The sequence below is a fragment of the Alphaproteobacteria bacterium genome, from assembly GCA_017302575.1.
Lineage (GTDB): Bacteria > Pseudomonadota > Alphaproteobacteria > Rickettsiales > UBA3002 > JAFLDD01.
The window spans coordinates 365,071-380,961 of sequence record JAFLDD010000001.1; the positions used below are offsets into that span (position 1 = coordinate 365,071).

At 50.2% G+C, this 15,891-nt stretch carries 18 protein-coding genes; all 18 read left to right on the forward strand.

Translation table 11 applies throughout. The features are described from left to right. Nucleotides 1-167 precede the first annotated feature (167 nt). The 18 genes from J0M34_01875 to J0M34_01960 all read left to right on the forward strand — a co-directional run bounded on the left by J0M34_01875 (nt 168) and on the right by J0M34_01960 (nt 15,871). On the forward strand, nt 168-533 hold the full coding sequence (locus J0M34_01875; protein ID MBN8542992.1) for an NADH-quinone oxidoreductase subunit A: 366 nt from the start codon (nt 168-170) through the stop codon (nt 531-533). Further along, a complete protein-coding gene (locus tag J0M34_01880) occupies nt 524-1,072 on the forward strand; it encodes an NADH-quinone oxidoreductase subunit B (GenBank protein ID MBN8542993.1) in 549 nt (182 codons plus the stop codon). Before J0M34_01875 ends, J0M34_01880 begins: the two co-directional genes overlap by 10 nt. Then, nucleotides 1,069-1,668, forward strand: coding sequence for an NADH-quinone oxidoreductase subunit C (locus J0M34_01885; protein ID MBN8542994.1), 600 nt, complete (start codon nt 1,069-1,071; stop codon nt 1,666-1,668). Before J0M34_01880 ends, J0M34_01885 begins: the two co-directional genes overlap by 4 nt. Then, the gene (locus J0M34_01890) at nt 1,649-2,188 is read left to right on the forward strand and encodes a GNAT family N-acetyltransferase (GenBank protein MBN8542995.1); all 540 of its coding nucleotides are present in this window, start codon (nt 1,649-1,651) and stop codon (nt 2,186-2,188) included. Before J0M34_01885 ends, J0M34_01890 begins: the two co-directional genes overlap by 20 nt. Nucleotides 2,189-2,191: 3 nt before the next feature. Beyond that, nucleotides 2,192-2,755, forward strand: a complete 564-nt coding sequence (locus J0M34_01895) for a hypothetical protein (GenBank protein MBN8542996.1) — start codon at nt 2,192-2,194, stop codon at nt 2,753-2,755. Between the two features lies 1 nt (nt 2,756). Further along, nucleotides 2,757-3,935, forward strand: coding sequence for an NADH-quinone oxidoreductase subunit D (locus J0M34_01900; protein ID MBN8542997.1), 1,179 nt, complete (start codon nt 2,757-2,759; stop codon nt 3,933-3,935). Continuing rightward, a complete protein-coding gene (locus J0M34_01905) occupies nt 3,932-4,300 on the forward strand; it encodes a hypothetical protein (protein MBN8542998.1) in 369 nt (122 codons plus the stop codon). Before J0M34_01900 ends, J0M34_01905 begins: the two co-directional genes overlap by 4 nt. Next, nucleotides 4,300-4,923: an NADH-quinone oxidoreductase subunit NuoE gene (gene nuoE, locus J0M34_01910; protein MBN8542999.1), complete on the forward strand. Its 624-nt coding sequence runs from the start codon at nt 4,300-4,302 to the stop codon at nt 4,921-4,923. The genes J0M34_01905 and nuoE overlap by 1 nt, the downstream gene beginning before the upstream one ends. Then, nucleotides 4,920-5,687 carry a DUF3298 and DUF4163 domain-containing protein gene (locus J0M34_01915; GenBank protein MBN8543000.1) on the forward strand — a complete coding sequence of 256 codons (768 nt, stop codon included), beginning with the start codon at nt 4,920-4,922 and terminating at the stop codon, nt 5,685-5,687. Before nuoE ends, J0M34_01915 begins: the two co-directional genes overlap by 4 nt. Continuing rightward, the gene (gene nuoF, locus J0M34_01920; GenBank protein ID MBN8543001.1) at nt 5,674-6,951 is read left to right on the forward strand and encodes an NADH-quinone oxidoreductase subunit NuoF; all 1,278 of its coding nucleotides are present in this window, start codon (nt 5,674-5,676) and stop codon (nt 6,949-6,951) included. The genes J0M34_01915 and nuoF overlap by 14 nt, the downstream gene beginning before the upstream one ends. Nucleotides 6,952-7,255: 304 nt before the next feature. Continuing rightward, complete coding sequence (locus J0M34_01925) at nt 7,256-7,837, forward strand: hypothetical protein (GenBank protein MBN8543002.1); 582 nt, start codon at nt 7,256-7,258, stop codon at nt 7,835-7,837. Nucleotide 7,838: 1 nt separating this feature from the next. After that, nucleotides 7,839-9,869, forward strand: a complete 2,031-nt coding sequence (locus J0M34_01930) for an NADH-quinone oxidoreductase subunit G (protein MBN8543003.1) — start codon at nt 7,839-7,841, stop codon at nt 9,867-9,869. 29 nt (nt 9,870-9,898) lie between these two features. Continuing rightward, nucleotides 9,899-10,918, forward strand: coding sequence for an NADH-quinone oxidoreductase subunit NuoH (gene nuoH, locus J0M34_01935; protein ID MBN8543004.1), 1,020 nt, complete (start codon nt 9,899-9,901; stop codon nt 10,916-10,918). Nucleotides 10,919-10,924: 6 nt separating this feature from the next. Then, a complete protein-coding gene (nuoI, locus tag J0M34_01940) occupies nt 10,925-11,413 on the forward strand; it encodes an NADH-quinone oxidoreductase subunit NuoI (protein MBN8543005.1) in 489 nt (162 codons plus the stop codon). Nucleotides 11,414-11,416: 3 nt separating this feature from the next. Continuing rightward, the gene (locus tag J0M34_01945) at nt 11,417-12,037 is read left to right on the forward strand and encodes an NADH-quinone oxidoreductase subunit J (protein MBN8543006.1); all 621 of its coding nucleotides are present in this window, start codon (nt 11,417-11,419) and stop codon (nt 12,035-12,037) included. Beyond that, a complete protein-coding gene (gene nuoK, locus J0M34_01950) occupies nt 12,037-12,363 on the forward strand; it encodes an NADH-quinone oxidoreductase subunit NuoK (protein MBN8543007.1) in 327 nt (108 codons plus the stop codon). The genes J0M34_01945 and nuoK overlap by 1 nt, the downstream gene beginning before the upstream one ends. A 16-nt stretch (nt 12,364-12,379) precedes the next feature. Beyond that, nucleotides 12,380-14,326, forward strand: a complete 1,947-nt coding sequence (gene nuoL, locus J0M34_01955) for an NADH-quinone oxidoreductase subunit L (protein ID MBN8543008.1) — start codon at nt 12,380-12,382, stop codon at nt 14,324-14,326. 3 nt (nt 14,327-14,329) lie between these two features. Continuing rightward, nucleotides 14,330-15,871, forward strand: coding sequence for an NADH-quinone oxidoreductase subunit M (locus tag J0M34_01960; protein MBN8543009.1), 1,542 nt, complete (start codon nt 14,330-14,332; stop codon nt 15,869-15,871). The last annotated feature ends 20 nt before the right edge of the window (nt 15,872-15,891 follow it).

Genomic DNA, 15,891 nt, shown 5'->3' on the forward strand with positions numbered 1-15,891 from the left:
AAACCTTCACCTTCGCATACATATTTTGTAGTTCTGAAGCAAAACCCCCGTGACCAATTTGCACTAAAAATAACCATTTCTCCACAACCCCCAAAAACTACGAAAAAATCCTTTTCGGCGGCGCGTTAGGTGCTATAAGCGGGGCAGCACAGGGTTGAATAAAAACAATGACGTCACTGCTTGAATCATATTTTCCGATTCTGGTTTTTTTAGGAATCGCCGTCGCGCTCTCTTGCGTGATGATTCTGTTGCCATTTATTGCTGCCAAGCAGCGCCCTGATAAAGAAAAACTCTCGGCCTATGAGTGCGGCTTCGAACCTTTCGGTGACGCGCGCGGGCAGTTCGACGTGCGGTTTTATCTCGTTGCGATTCTGTTCATCATTTTCGACCTTGAGGTCGCCTTCCTCTTCCCATGGGCGATTGTGCTGGGTGATATCGGCCTGTTCGGTTTCTGGTCTATGATGATTTTCCTCGGCATTCTTACCATTGGCTTTATCTATGAATGGAAAAAGGGAGCGCTCGAATGGGAGTAGACCTCGTGCATTCTAATGAGCCGATTGCTCCGGGTGCTGACCAAGACGCGATTCTGACCCGTGTGTTCGACGAATTTGGCGATAAGGGCTTTGTGGTCGCGAATCTCGATAAGCTGGTGAATTGGGCGCGTACGGGCAGCTTGTGGCCGATGACGTTTGGCCTGGCCTGCTGCGCGGTGGAGATGATGCACGCCGCCGCCCCGCGCTATGACCTTGACCGTTTGGGCTTGGTGTTCCGCCCATCGCCACGCCAGTCGGACGTGATGATTGTTGCGGGCACGCTCTGTAACAAAATGGCGCCTGCGCTTCGCAAAGTTTACGACCAAATGGCCGAGCCGCGTTGGGTGATTTCGATGGGTAGCTGCGCGAATGGCGGCGGTTACTATCACTATTCGTATAGTGTGGTGCGTGGTTGTGACCGTATTGTGCCGGTGGATGTATATGTGCCGGGTTGCCCGCCAACCGCCGAAGCGCTGATGTATGGCATTTTGCAGCTTCAAAAGAAAATTCGTAGAACGTCAACGATTGCGCGCTCATGAGTGAAGTATTGAAACAGTTGGGGGATGCAATCGCGGCGGAGCAGGCTGGCTTCGTGAGCGATGTGCAGGTTGCGAATGGTGAGCTGTGCTTCATCACGCCGCGCGATAAGATTGTCGATTTCCTGACCTTTCTGCGTGACGATGCGCGCACCAAGTGCGAACAATTGATGGACGTAACGGCGGTGGATTACCCAAACCGCGTTGAGCGTTTTGAGGTGGTGTATAATCTGTTGTCGGTGACGAAGAATCACCGCATTCGCGTGAAAATCGCGACCGACGAGGCGACGCCTGTTGCTTCGGTGAATGGCGTGTATCCTTCGGCGAACTGGTTCGAGCGTGAAGTGTGGGACATGTATGGCGTGTTCTTCACCAATCATCCAGACTTGCGCCGCATTCTTACCGATTATGGCTTTGATGGTCACCCGCAACGCAAAGACTTCCCGCTCACGGGCTATGTCGAAATGCGTTACGACGAAGACGAGAAGCGTGTTGTGTATGAGCCTGTGAAATTGCAGCAGGCGTTCCGTTCCTTTGATTTCCTCTCACCGTGGGAAGGGCCTGATTATGGCACTGGCGATGACAAAAAAGCAGGCTGAGCCGCAAGCTCAGTGGCTGATTGAGCCCGCCAGCGACAAATACTGGGCGGGTATTTGGGCTATCTTCAAAGACGTGATTAGCACGGGCGACACCTATGCGTACGCGCCCGACACTACGGAAAAAGACGCCAAAGAAATTTGGATGGGTCGTGCGGCGCATGGCACAGTTGCGCATACCTTCGTGGTGCGTGACGGTAGCGAAATTGTCGGCACTTATTCGCTGCGCGCGAACCATTATGGTTTGGGCAGTCATGTTGCCAATGCGGGCTATATGGTGCGTGCGGATTATCGCGGTCGTGGCATCGCTAAGGCAATGTGCAATGACTCTATGGAGCGCGCGAAGGGGTTGGGCTTTACCTCGATGCAGTTTAACTACGTCGTTTCCACCAATACGTTGGCGGTGGAGTTGTGGCAGCGCATGGGTTTCAAAATCATTGGCTGCGCACCGAAATCGTTCCGACACTCCGTTCACGGCCCCGTGGATATTTACATCATGCATCGTTTTTTGGCGGAGGCTTGAGATATGATTGAGTCTTTTAAACAGGCATCTTCTGGACAAGAAAAGCTTTGGAAAGTTTTCTGGCTGTGGGGTTTTATTGGTCTATTTGCGGTTGGTGTTGTCACCGTTCTTCTAATGATACTGACTGAGATGATATCGCTTGGTTCTGTTGCAAGAATCCTTATTTCTCTCATCATTTTAGTTTATTTTCTTTGGGTTGTTTTTGCAGTTTGGCGTTGCGCTTTCAATGTTAATTGGAAAATTTGGGGTTATCTCGTTCGAGTTTATATCGTCCTCCAAATCGTCTTGATGGGGGTTGGAATTTGGAAGGGTGTGAACCTAGAATTGCAAAGACCTGTTTCTGGGTATGCTGTTCCAGAACAAAGTAAATCAGTAGATGTTCAGCCAACCGCTCCTTCGATGGCGGCGCAAAGCCAAGATACATCTGCTGAACCAAGTGTTTCTTATACAAAATGTAAAGAAAAGATGGAGGCGCATGCGTTGAGCAACAACGTAGACCCTCAAGCGTATGTTGCCCAAAATATTGGTTGGTTGAATGACTGTGTGAGAAGGGCAGAGAATCAGTAATATGACCCAAGTTGACATCAAGAACATGACGCTCAATTTCGGCCCGCAGCACCCTGCGGCGCATGGTGTATTGCGCCTCGTGCTGGAGATGGACGGTGAGATTGTCGAACGCGCTGACCCGCATATTGGCTTGCTGCATCGTGGTACGGAAAAGCTGATTGAGCATAAAACCTATCTGCAGGCGCTGCCGTATTTTGACCGCCTTGATTACGTGTCGCCCATGTCGCAAGAGCATGGCTTTGCCTTGGCGGTCGAGAAGCTGCTCGGCTGCGAAATTCCGTACCGTGCGAAAGTGTTGCGCGTTATTTTCCTCGAACTGTCACGCATTTTGAACCATGCGCTGAATGTCAGTACATGGATTATGGACGTGGGTGCGACGACGCCCGTGCTCTGGATGTTCGAAGAGCGCGACAAGATTTTGGAGTTTTATGAGCGTGCTTCGGGCGCGCGTTTTCACTCGGCCTATATTCGCCCGGGTGGGTTGCACCAAGATATTCCGCGCGGCATGGAAGACGACATCGCTAAGTTCTGCAAAGGCTACAAAAAGCTCCTTGAGGATATTGATTCGCTTGTCACTGAAAACCGTATCTGGAAACAGCGTACGGTGGATGTGGGTGTTGTTTCGCGTGAAGACGCGTTGGCGTGGGGCTTTAGTGGGCCGATGTTGCGTGGCTCTGGCGTGGCGTGGGATATTCGCAAAGCGCAGCCTTACGAGATTTATGACCAACTCGATTTCGATATCGCGATTGGTAAGAACGGTGACTGCTATGATCGCTATTTGGTGCGCATGGAAGAAATGCGACAGTCGGTGCGCATTATCGAGCAGGCGTTGGAATTGTTGAAGCCAGGTGAAGTGGTGACGAGTGACCCGAAAATCGCGCCGCCGCGCCGTGCGAATATGAAACAATCAATGGAAGCATTGATTCATCACTTCAAACTTTACACCGAGGGCTATCACGTGCCTGCGGGTGAGACCTACACGGCCGTTGAGGCGCCGAAGGGTGAGTTTGGTGTATTTCTGGTGAGTGACGGCACCAATAAACCCTATCGTTGCAAAGTGCGTGCACCGGGTTTTGCGCATTTGGCAGCGCTTGATTTCATGAGTAAAGGCCACATGTTGGCCGACGTTTCGGCGATTATCGGCACGCTCGACGTTGTATTTGGGGAGATTGATCGATGAAAAAATTAGTGCTCGCTACGTGTGTTCTGTTGGCGGCAAGCCCTGCGTTTGCATGTAAGTATGTGCAGCTACAGCCGCGTACAGCCTTGAGCGCAGAAAAACGTGCTGAACTAGCAAAAGATCAGCAACAGATTAATAATCTGCGTCAGGATATGAGTTCGGTATGTAAAACTACCAAAGCGGCTCCTATCAATAGTTGCCATATTGATAATGGCATGTGCGCGGATTTGCCATATGAGCTGCAGAGTAAGTTCCAATATGATGTTGGCGCAGATGGTTCGCTGAAGGGCATGGTTTCGCCTGAGGATCGCACCAAGAATGCAGCGATTATTGATGGTCTTTATAAAAAATGGGGTGCGCTCTAATGGCTGGCGCGGTTGCAGTTAAAAAATTTGAACAACCTAAGGAATTCGCATTCACGGCGGAGAACCTGAAGGAAGCGGAAGTGATTATTGCGCGCTATCCTGCTGGTCGCCAGCAATCGGCGGTGATGCCGTTGCTTATGCTCGCGCAGCGCCAACACGATAACTGGCTGCCAGTTGTGGCGATTGAATATGTCGCGAAGATGCTCGGTATGCCTTACATCCGCGCCTATGAGGTGGCGAGCTTCTACACGATGTATAATCTTGCGCCCATGGGTAAGTATCACATTCAATGCTGCACGACGACGCCATGCTGGCTGCGCGGTAGCGACGACGTGGTGAAGGCCTGCAAAGATACGCTGGGTATTGGGTTTGGCGAAAGTACGGCAGACGGTAAATTCACCCTGACAGAAGTTGAGTGTTTGGGCGCTTGCGTGAATGCGCCAATGATTCAGGTGACCAGCTCGAAGGATGACGATTATTTCGAAGACCTGAATTATGAAACCACCAAAGAAATTCTGCTGCAGCTTATGCAGGGTAAAAAGCCTAAAGCAGGCTCGCAGGTTGGTCGTGCGTCTTCGGAGCCAAAGGCTGGCTTAACGTCTCTCAAAGAGGTGTCGGCATGAAGCGCGTGCTAGCAGTGGGTGTGATTGCATTATTGCCAGCCTTGGCGATGGCTGAGAAGCCGCATGTAAGCATGCTGCATTTACAAAAAGGTATCTTCGAGGATCCCGAATGTGAGACGGACGATGATTTCCCTGATGCCTGCTTGAGTGATTGTGACATTAGCTACCCTGTGGTTGATGGGATTGAGCATATGCCTAACCAAAAGGCACTTAATAAAAAATGGGAACAAAAAGGTGAACAGCAGCGTTGTGCTGGCAGAAAAGTTGCCGTTGGCCTAACGGCAGATCGCATGCCGAATGTTTATAAAAGCAACTATGATGTATTGGTGAATGACGGTGTGCTGCTTAGTTTCGCCGAGAATACCTACACCTATGGCACGGGCGCTGCACATGGCATTGGTGGCAGCGAGGGCGTGATCATCGACGCTAAAATGGGCAAAGAGCTTGGCACGGGTGATTTGCTGGATATGAGCAAAGCGAATGAGTTAAACGAATATCTGCTCGACCAAATGGAGAAAGATGAACGCGTGTTCGATGATATTCGTGAAACACGTGCAAAAGAATACTCGCCCTTTATTTCGGACAAGAACCGTGAATTCACCTTGATGCTGAAGGAAGACGGGCTCTACGCGCAATTTGGTGTTTATCAGATTGGGCCTTACAGCTCAGGTGAAATTGATTATCTCATTCCGCGCGAATTTATTGCGCACCCGCACATCCTCAAGCGTATGGACGAGAAGGAGCAACGTGATGCTCAGCGATAAGGATCGCATATTTACTAACCTCTACGGCCTTCATGATTGGACATTGAAGGGTGCTAAAGCGCGTGGCGATTGGAGCAACACGAAAGAAATCCTCTCGTGGGGTCGTGATAAGATTATTGAGGAAGTGAAAGCCTCTGGCCTCCGTGGCCGTGGTGGTGCGGGCTTCTCGACGGGTATGAAATGGTCGTTTATGCCGAAAGTTTCGGACGGTCGTCCAGCGTATTTGGTCGTGAATGCGGATGAGGGCGAGCCAGGTACTTGCAAAGACCGTGACATGATGCGCCATGACCCACACAAGCTTATCGAAGGCTGCCTAATTGGTGGTTTCGCGATTGGTGCTGTGGCGGCCTATATTTATATTCGTGGTGAATTCCGCGAAGAGGGCGACAGGCTGGAACATGCGATTCGTGAAGCGAATGAAGCGGGCTTCTTGGGTAAGAATGCTTGTGGTTCGGGTTATGATTTCCAAGTCTATGTGCATCGTGGTTCGGGCGCGTATATTTGCGGTGAAGAGACCGCGCTTATCGAGTCACTCGAAGGTAAAAAGGGCCAACCCCGACTGAAACCGCCATTCCCAGCCGCTATGGGTGTGTGGGGCTGCCCAACGACGGTGAACAACGTGGAGTCGATTGCCGTAGTGCCGACTATTTTGCGTCGTGGTGCAAGCTGGTTCGCGGGTATTGGCCGCCCGAATAATACGGGCACAAAAGTATTTTGTATCTCTGGCCACGTGAACAACCCTTGCAACGTCGAAGAGGCGATGAGCATTCCGCTCAAAGAACTCATCGAAAAACATGCAGGCGGTGTGCGTGGCGGGTGGGACAATCTGCTGGCGATTATCCCCGGTGGTTCTTCGGTTCCGCTCTTGCCGAAAGAAATTTGCGAAACAGTGTTGATGGATTTTGATTCGTTGCGCGAGCAGCGTTCGGGTTTGGGTACGGCGGCCGTGATTGTGATGGATAAATCGACCGATATTGTGAAAGCCATCGCGCGCCTTTCGAAGTTTTATACGCATGAGTCATGCGGCCAATGCACGCCGTGCCGCGAAGGCACAGGCTGGCTGTGGCGGATGATGGAGCGCATGGTAACAGGTGAAGCCAAGCGCGAAGATATCGACCATATGCTGGATGTGGCGGGTCGTATCGAAGGTCACACGATTTGCGCATTGGGTGACGCGGCGGCATGGCCTGTTCAGGGCCTCGTGCGCCATTTCCGTGGCGAAATCGAACGCCGTATCGACGAATTCTCACGGAGGGCTGCGTGAGAAAGTTACTTATTGTTTTGCTGGCTATTCTGCCCTTACAGGCGAGTGCTTATGGATACGATTGCGAGAGTTCCATAGATTCTTATAATACCGCTATTAATGACGTATCCTATGCTTTGAAACGTTACACAAATTGTCTAAGCTCAAGCCAAGGTAGGGATGACTGCAGCTATGAATTTCGAAAAGTGAAATACGCGCAAGATGCAATTGAAAGCGGTGTTTCAGATATTAGTTCGCATTGTGAGTAAATTATGCCCTTAATGAAAATAAATAGTCAGGAAGTTGAGTTCTCGCGGAGGGCAGCATGAGCTTCATGAGGTTATTCAGCGCAATTGTGGCAGCGCTGCTCTTTGTGACAGCAATCGTCTATGGGGGCGTTTACCTCTGGGCGCAATCGATTAGCGAGAATGATATAGAAGCCATGCTCGCTAAAATGGAAGAATCGCAAACACAAGTAATTGAATCCTTAGAAAAAGCCGCGATTGCCTCACAGGAAAAACATGAAAAAGAAATTAAACAACGTAACCAAGAATTTGCAATTAAGTTAAAAGAAAAGCAAGGGTTCCTTAGGAGTTTCTCCATAACGAACGCGCGCCGAGTCAGCCCAACAGATGACTATCAAGAACGCTATCTGGCACAGTTTGAAAATCACTCGCCTAAAACTGTTATTTCCATTCAATTTCAAGTAACTTACCTAAACGAAAAAAACGAAATGGTCGATACTAATACGCTTACGATGTATATTGATCCACCATTGGGTGTTGCGGCTGGGGGAGCGGGAGTATTGCAATGGTGGCGTTCTGTGAAAGAAAAAGATTCTGCCATAAAGCATCCGCTTGCAAGGCATGTTGATGTGAAACTGATTGATGTGAAAGTGGTTGATTAATATGCCGATGATGAGAATAGATGGTCAGGAAGTGGAATTCACCGCAGGCGAGTCGGTGATTCAGGTCTGTGATCGTATTGGTGTCGAGATTCCGCGTTTTTGTTATCACGAGAAGCTGCATATTGCGGGCAACTGCCGTATGTGCCTTGTTGAAGTGAAGCCTGGGCCGCCAAAGCCACAAGCATCATGCGCCTTGCCATGTGCCGAAAATATGGAAGTGAACACCAAGTCACCCATGGTGAAGAAGGCGCGGGAAGGGGTGATGGAGTTTTTGCTCATCAACCACCCGCTCGATTGCCCAATATGTGACCAAGGTGGTGAGTGTGACTTGCAAGACCAAGCCATGGCCTATGGTACGGGCAAAAGCCGCTATCACGAGCATAAGCGCGCCGTGGAAGACAAATATATGGGGCCGCTCATTAAGCCACATATGACGCGCTGTATTCATTGTACGCGCTGTATTCGCTTCGTGGAAGACGTGGCGGGCGTGCCAGAGCTTGGCGCGATTGGCCGTGGTGAGCATATGGAAATCACCAGCTATCTCGAAAAAGCGCTGACCTCGGAAGTGTCGGCGAATGTGATTGACCTTTGCCCCGTTGGTGCGTTGACCAGCAAGCCCTACGCGTTCCATGCTCGCCCGTGGGAAGTGAAAAAAACTGAATCAATCGACGTGATGGATGCGGTGGGTAGTAATATCCGCATCGACGCACGTGGTGAGGCAGTGCTGCGTATTTTGCCGCGCCTGAATGAGGAAGTGAACGAGGATTGGATTTCAGACAAAACGCGCTATGCGTGTGATGCGCTCAAGACCCAGCGCCTTGACAAGCCATACGTTCGCAAAAATGGTAAATTGCAGCCTGCGTCGTGGGACGAGGCATTGAGCGTGGTTGCCGAAAAATTGAAAACACTGAAGCCAGAGCAGACAGCCGCGATTGCAGGTAACCTTGCGGACGTGGAAAGCATGTTTGCGCTGAAGCAACTCATGGCGGGCGCGCATCTTGAGTGCCGCCAAGACGGTGCGAAGGTGGATGCTTCGGATCGCGGCGCCTACATCATGAATACGCCGATTGCAGAACTCGAAACGGCGGATGTGGTATTGTTCATCGGAACGAATCCGCGTGCGGAAGCGCCATTGGTAAATACACGTTTACGTAAAGCATACCTGCGTGGTGGCATGAAGGCTTACAATGTCGGCGCGGCATATGATTTGACGTATCCTGTAGAGCAGTTGGGCGTGAATCCTCAAATTCTCGCCGAAATTGCTTCGGGTAAGCACCCTGTAGCGGAGGCATTGAAAAATGCTAAGAAGCCAGTGGTGATTTTAGGCTATTCGGCAACCGCGCGCGAAGATGGTGAAGCAATTTTAGCCGCAGCTAAGGCGATTGGTGCATTGTGCCAGCGTGAAAATCATAATGGCTATAACATGCTGCATCATGCGGCAGCGCGTGTTGGTGCGTTGGATGTTGGATTCCTGAATGGCAAAGACATGAACGGCATTATCCGCGCGATTGAGAAAAAGGAAATCAAGCTGCTCTATCTGCTGGGGGTTGATGAAATTGATACGCAATATTTTGGCGATGCATTCGTAGTGTACCAAGGCCACCATGGAGACATTGGCGCTCACCGTGCGGACGTGATTTTGCCAGGTGCGGCTTATACCGAGAAAGATGGCCTTTATGTAAATACTGAAGGACGCGTGCAGGAAGCTTTCCGTGCGGTGTTCCCTGTAGGTGAAGCAAAAGAAGATTGGCAGATCGTTGCACGATTAGCGTCGATTTTGGGTAAATCACTCGCATTTAATTCGCTTGATGCTTTGCGTGCGGCGTTGGTGAAAGCACATCCAACATTCGCAAATATTGGTGGGCTGACTGCTGCACTATTCAAAGAAAGCAAAGCCAAAGGCGATATCGCAAAGCCTGCCTTTGACTATCCAATTGAAAATTTCTATCGCACTTGTCCCATCAGCCGCGCGTCGAAGACGATGGCGCAATGTACGGAATTGGTGCTCAAAAAAGATAAGAAGGCCGCATGAACGAGCTGATCGAAGAGTTGAATGAATTTATGAGCGAGCCGCTCTGGTTGGAGATAATCCTGCCAACGCTCGAAGTCGTTGGTAGAATTCTAACCGTTACCGTGCCGCTCATTATTTGTATGGCGATGCTGACTTATGCCGAGCGTAAAGTGATTGCGGCGATGCAGTTGCGTCGTGGCCCGAACGTAGTGGGGCCATTTGGTTTGCTTCAGCCATTTGCGGACGGATTGAAGCTCATTTTTAAAGAAACAATCATTCCGACGCAGGCAAACAAGGTAATGTTCATGCTCGCGCCGATGATTACGTTCGCGCTGGCGTTGCTTGGTTGGGCGGTGGTGCCATTCTCAGAAGATTTCGTGATTGCGGATATTAACGTAGGTATTCTCTATCTCTTCGCCATTTCGTCGCTTGGGGTTTACGGCATTATCATTTCTGGTTGGGCGTCGAACTCCAAATATGCGTTCCTTGGTGCGATTCGCTCCAGCGCGCAGATGGTTTCGTATGAAGTATCGATTGGTCTGGTGATTATCACCGTATTGCTTTGTGCTGGTTCCTTGAACTTAACGGAAATCGTGAAAGCGCAGGCAGGTGGCGCGGGTAATTGGTATATCGCTTCGGGCTTGCTGCCGATGTTCGTGGTGTTCTTTATCTCTGGTCTTGCGGAAACCAACCGCTTGCCATTCGACCTGCCTGAGGCAGAGGGTGAATTGGTTGCAGGTTATAACGTCGAGTATTCGTCGATGGCGTTCGCGCTGTTCTTCCTTGGTGAATACATGAACATGATTCTCATGTCGGCGATGACGGTCATTCTATTCATGGGCGGCTGGTATGCTCCGTGTGCGTGGCTCGAGTTTATTCCGGGGCCTATCTGGTTCGTACTCAAGATCTGCGCATGTCTGTTCGTATTCCTTTGGGTGCGCGCAACCTTCCCACGCTACCGCTATGACCAGCTTATGCGTTTGGGTTGGAAAATCTTTTTACCACTTTCACTTTTGTGGGTTGTCGGCACGGCTGGCTACCTCGTTTACACCGATACGTTGCCGAGGTAGATGCTCATGAAACTTTTCTCATTAATTAAATCATTTACGCTCTTCGAGCTTCTGCGTGGAATGATGCTAACGCTCAAATACATGTTCTTTAGAGCGTCCGTGACCATCAATTACCCATTTGAAAAAGGCCCACTCAGCCCGCGTTTCCGTGGCGAGCATGCGTTGCGCCGCTACCCGAATGGTGAGGAGCGTTGTATCGCCTGTAAATTGTGTGAGGCGATTTGCCCAGCGCAAGCCATCAGCATTGAGGCGGAAGAGCGTGAGGATGGTTCGCGCCGTACTACGCGTTACGATATTGATATGACCAAGTGCATTTATTGCGGTCTGTGTCAGGAAGCTTGCCCTGTGGATGCGATTGTGGAGGGGCCGAATTTTGAATATGCCGCCGAAACGCGTGAGGAACTTTTTTACAACAAAGAAAAATTATTGGCCAATGGTGACCGTTGGGAGGCAGCAATTGCTGCCAACTTAGCGGCCGATGCGGAATACAGGTAAGTGATGGAATTTCCGATTACAGATATTGTGTTTTACGCGTTTTCATTCGTGTTGGTTGCCGCAGCACTTGCGGTGATTACGGCGCGCAACCCGGTGCACTCGGTCTTCTTTCTGATTGTGGCGTTCTTTAATGCGGCTGGGTTATTCGTATTGCTGGGTGCTGAATACATCGCCATGACATTAGTGATTGTGTATGTTGGCGCGGTCGCGGTGCTATTCCTTTTCGTGGTGATGATGCTCAATATCAATTTTGAGAAATTTCGTGCTGGCTTCATCAAGCATCTGCCGCTTGGTTTTGGCGTAGCGGCATTGTTGTTCATTCAAATTGGCGCGCTACTTTATCAGTCATTATTCACGCAAGCACCTGTTGCGCTCGCTGCGATGCCTATTCCGAATGTCGCGCAAACCACGAATGCAGAAGCCGTTGGTCTGTCGCTTTACACGCATTATGCCGCATTATTCCAACTTGCAGGCGTTATCCTCTTAGTGGCGATGATTGGGGCAATCGTATTGACGCTGCGCCAGCGTGAAGGCGTGCGCAAGCAGCGCATTTACACGCAGAATACTCGCAAAAAAGCAGACTCGATAGAAATTGTGAAACGCCAACCAGGGCAGGGGGCATAATGGAACACGCGCTCTTTGGCTCTATTACGATTAGCCATTATGTGATGCTGGCGACGTTGATTTTTGTCATCGGTATTTGCGGCATTTTCCTCAACCGCAAAAATATCATCACGATTTTGATGTCCATCGAGCTTATCTTGCTAGCGGTGAATATTAATATGGTTGCCTTCTCAGTGCATCTGGGTGACTTGACGGGGCAGATTTTTACCATGCTTATTTTGACGGTCGCTGCTGCTGAGGCTGCGATTGGCCTTGCGATTCTGGTCGTATTCTTCCGTAACCGTGCCACGATCGATGTGGACGATATCAATACATTAAAGGGATAGCATGTCGCTGAATGAACTGATGATTGCCTGTATTTTCCTGCCGCTTGCTGGCGCGCTGGTGTCGGGCTTGTTCGTGCGCAATATCGCTGACAAGACAGCACAAATCATCACCTGCACACCACTGGTTATAAGTGCGATCTGTGCATGGTTTATTTTTGGGGATGTCACATCTCATGGCATCAGCACCACCATCACGGTCTTGCCGTGGATACATTCTGGCAGCTTTGAAGTTAACTGGGCACTGAAGCTGGATTCGCTTACAGCAATCATGCTCACGCTTGTCACCACAGTTTCGGCAGTCGTGCATATCTATTCGGTCGGCTACATGAGCCACGACGACCATAAGCAGCGCTTTATGTGCTATTTATCGCTCTTTACCTTCTGCATGTTGATGTTGGTGACGGCGGACAACTTCATCCAGCTTTTCTTTGGTTGGGAAGGTGTTGGTCTATGCTCTTACCTATTGATTGGTTTCTGGTTCACCAAGCCCGAGGCTAATGCTGCAGCCATTAAGGCGTTTTTGGTGAATCGTGTGGGTGATTTTGGTTTTGCGCTGGGTATTGCAGCGCTGTTTTTCACTTTTGGCACGGTTGGCTTTACAGAGACATTCGCTGCAGCGAAAGATTTCGCGTCGGAAACTCCGAACGCTGCTTGGGTGGTATTTGGTTACAGCGTACCGGTGATGGATACAATTTGTCTGTTACTCTTTATGGGCGCGATGGGTAAGTCGGCGCAATTCCTGTTACATACGTGGCTACCGGACGCGATGGAAGGCCCAACCCCCGTTTCGGCATTGATTCACGCTGCAACCATGGTGACGGCTGGTGTATTCATGGTGGCGCGCTGCTCGCCGCTTTTTGAATATGCGCCAACCGCATTGATGGTCGTTACGTATGTAGGGGCGATTACGGCGATATTTGCCGCGTCGGTTGGCCTCGTGCAAAATGATATTAAGCGCGTGATAGCGTACTCTACCTGTTCGCAACTGGGTTACATGTTCTTTGCATGCGGTGTTTCGGCATATGGTGGTGCGGTATTCCACCTCTTCACCCACGGCTTCTTCAAGGCGCTATTGTTCCTTGGTGCTGGCTCGGTGATTCACGCGATGAGTGGCGAGCAAGATATGCGCAAAATGGGCGGTATCTGGAAGCACATACCATACACTTACGCATTTATGTGGATCGGCTCACTCGCGCTTGCGGGTATTCCATGGTTTGCGGGCTACTTCTCAAAAGATATGATTTTAGAGGCGGCCTATGCGGCTGGAACCACGCAAGGATACGTTGCCTATGGCTTGGGCGTAACGGCGGCGTTCATGACAGCGTTCTATAGCTGGCGACTATTGTTTATGACATTCCATGGCACGCCACGCGCTGACCATCACACGATGGAGCATATCCATGAATCACCACCCATTATGTTGCTGCCACTGCTGCCGCTCGTGCTTGGTGCGTTGATCGCGGGTGCGCTAGGCTACTATGCGTGGGATATTGTGGCGGGCACAAAGGCCTTCTGGGGTAATGCGCTTTATGTATTGCCAGAGAATAACACATTGAAGGCGGCGCATCATGTGCCTTCATGGGTGCCTGTCCTGCCGCTTATTGTTGTTCTTACAGGCATTGCGCTGGCGTATCTGTTCTACATCAAATGCCCAGCATTGCCGCAAAAATTGGCTGCGCGCTTTGGCGCAGTCTACCGCTTCTTGCTCAATAAATGGTATTTTGACGAACTTTATAATGCTGTTTTTGTGAAGAACGCTAATCGCATTGGTGCGATGCTTTGGAAGACGGGTGATGTAAAAATCGTTGATGGGCTTGGGCCCAATGGTGTGGCGTTTATTAGCCGCGTGATTGCTAAGCGCACGGGCGCGATTCAAACAGGATATGTGTATCACTACGCTTTCGCGATGTTGGTGGGCCTGCTCATCCTCATTTCGTGGTTGGCGTATGTTATGTTGGGTTAATGTATGGAAAATAGTTTAACAGCACTGATTGCTTTGCCCGTTCTAGGTGCGGTGGTTACCTATGTGCTGGGCCGTGGTAATGACAGTTTTGCGCGTTATTCGGCGCTGCTTACAACGCTTGTAACATTTGCGCTGTCGTTAGTGATCGCGTCGGGATTTGATAGCTCAAGCGCTGAATATCAATTCGTTGAGAAAGTGAATTGGTTTAAAGGCTACGAAATTTTCTACCACGTAGGTCTGGATGGCATTTCTCTATGGATGGTGCTGCTTACCACCTTCTTGATGCCAATTTGTATTCTATGTTCGTGGGCATCCATTAGCAGCCGCGTGCGCGAGTTTATGTCGCTATTCTTGCTACTGGAAGCCTTGGTTATCGGCGTATTCTGTGCACTTGATCTGTTGGTGTTTTACATCTTCTTCGAGGCGGTGCTGATTCCGATGTATCTCATTATCGGTATCTGGGGGGGTGCTAATCGCATTTATGCGGCCTATAAATTCTTCCTCTATACGCTGGCGGGTTCAGTATTATTCTTGCTCGCGCTGCTCTATCTCTATTTCACGTTTGGTACGACAGATATCCCAACGCTTACTGAGCAAGCGCCAAGCCTGAGCCTTGAGATTCAGAAATATCTGTGGCTGGCGATGTTTGTTTCTTTTGCGGTCAAAGTTCCTATGTGGCCATTCCACACGTGGTTGCCTGACGCGCACGTGCAAGCGCCGACGGCGGGTTCCGTTATTCTTGCGGGTGTCTTGCTTAAGCTGGGTGGCTATGGTTTCTTGAGATTCTCACTGCCCATGCTGCCTGAGGCATCGCACGCGTTTGCGGATTATGTGTTTATCCTCTCTATCATTGCGGTGGTTTATACCTCTCTGATTGCCTTGGTGCAGGAGGATATGAAAAAGCTCATTGCCTACAGTTCCGTGGCGCATATGGGCTTTGTAACGCTGGGTGCATTCTCGTTTAATCAGCAAGGCCTTGAAGGCGCGATGATTCAGATGGTGAGTCACGGTCTGGTTTCGGGTGCGTTGTTCCTATGTGTTGGTGTGATCTATGACCGCCTGCATACACGCGATATTGCGAAGTATGGCGGCGTGGTGAATGTCATGCCGTATTATGCAGCGACCTTCATGGTGTTTACGATGGCATCGGCTGGTCTGCCAGGCACTTCAGGCTTTGTTGGGGAAATTTTGGTTATTGTCGGCTCGTATCAGGCGGCGGCATGGGCAACAATTGGTGCGGCAACGGGGCTTGTGTTAGGCGCTGCCTATATGCTTTGGCTCTATCGCCGTGTTGTGTTTGGCGCTATCACGAACCCAGATGTTAAATCCATGACGGACTTAAACGTGCGCGAGCATCTTTATTTTGTTCCTATCATTGTGCTGGTGCTGTGGTTGGGGATTTATCCATCAACAATCAGCCATTCACTGACGCCATCGATTGAGAAGCTGGTGGAACAGGTAAAGATAAACCCTCGCGCGGATAGTGCTATCGAGGCGGATAAAGATACGTTGCCTTCCGCGCTGCCCGAAGGAGAGCAGGAATAATGTTGCCATTACCCCTACTT

Bases quoted from the DNA above. Each gene is read 5' to 3' on its own strand.
- J0M34_01925 (MBN8543002.1), top strand. From the start codon at position 7,256: ATGAGCTTCATGAGGTTATTCAGCGCAATTGTGGCAGCGCTGCTCTTT.
- J0M34_01895 (MBN8542996.1), top strand. From the start codon at position 2,192: ATGATTGAGTCTTTTAAACAGGCATCTTCTGGACAAGAAAAGCTTTGG.
- J0M34_01875 (MBN8542992.1), top strand. From the start codon at position 168: ATGACGTCACTGCTTGAATCATATTTTCCGATTCTGGTTTTTTTAGGA.
- J0M34_01930 (MBN8543003.1), top strand. From the start codon at position 7,839: ATGCCGATGATGAGAATAGATGGTCAGGAAGTGGAATTCACCGCAGGC.
- J0M34_01960 (MBN8543009.1), top strand. From the start codon at position 14,330: ATGGAAAATAGTTTAACAGCACTGATTGCTTTGCCCGTTCTAGGTGCG.
- nuoH (MBN8543004.1), top strand. From the start codon at position 9,899: ATGAGCGAGCCGCTCTGGTTGGAGATAATCCTGCCAACGCTCGAAGTC.
- nuoK (MBN8543007.1), top strand. From the start codon at position 12,037: ATGGAACACGCGCTCTTTGGCTCTATTACGATTAGCCATTATGTGATG.
- J0M34_01900 (MBN8542997.1), top strand. From the start codon at position 2,757: ATGACCCAAGTTGACATCAAGAACATGACGCTCAATTTCGGCCCGCAG.
- nuoF (MBN8543001.1), top strand. From the start codon at position 5,674: ATGCTCAGCGATAAGGATCGCATATTTACTAACCTCTACGGCCTTCAT.
- J0M34_01885 (MBN8542994.1), top strand. From the start codon at position 1,069: ATGAGTGAAGTATTGAAACAGTTGGGGGATGCAATCGCGGCGGAGCAG.
- nuoE (MBN8542999.1), top strand. From the start codon at position 4,300: ATGGCTGGCGCGGTTGCAGTTAAAAAATTTGAACAACCTAAGGAATTC.
- J0M34_01945 (MBN8543006.1), top strand. From the start codon at position 11,417: ATGGAATTTCCGATTACAGATATTGTGTTTTACGCGTTTTCATTCGTG.
- J0M34_01905 (MBN8542998.1), top strand. From the start codon at position 3,932: ATGAAAAAATTAGTGCTCGCTACGTGTGTTCTGTTGGCGGCAAGCCCT.
- J0M34_01880 (MBN8542993.1), top strand. From the start codon at position 524: ATGGGAGTAGACCTCGTGCATTCTAATGAGCCGATTGCTCCGGGTGCT.
- nuoI (MBN8543005.1), top strand. From the start codon at position 10,925: ATGAAACTTTTCTCATTAATTAAATCATTTACGCTCTTCGAGCTTCTG.
- J0M34_01915 (MBN8543000.1), top strand. From the start codon at position 4,920: ATGAAGCGCGTGCTAGCAGTGGGTGTGATTGCATTATTGCCAGCCTTG.
- J0M34_01890 (MBN8542995.1), top strand. From the start codon at position 1,649: ATGACAAAAAAGCAGGCTGAGCCGCAAGCTCAGTGGCTGATTGAGCCC.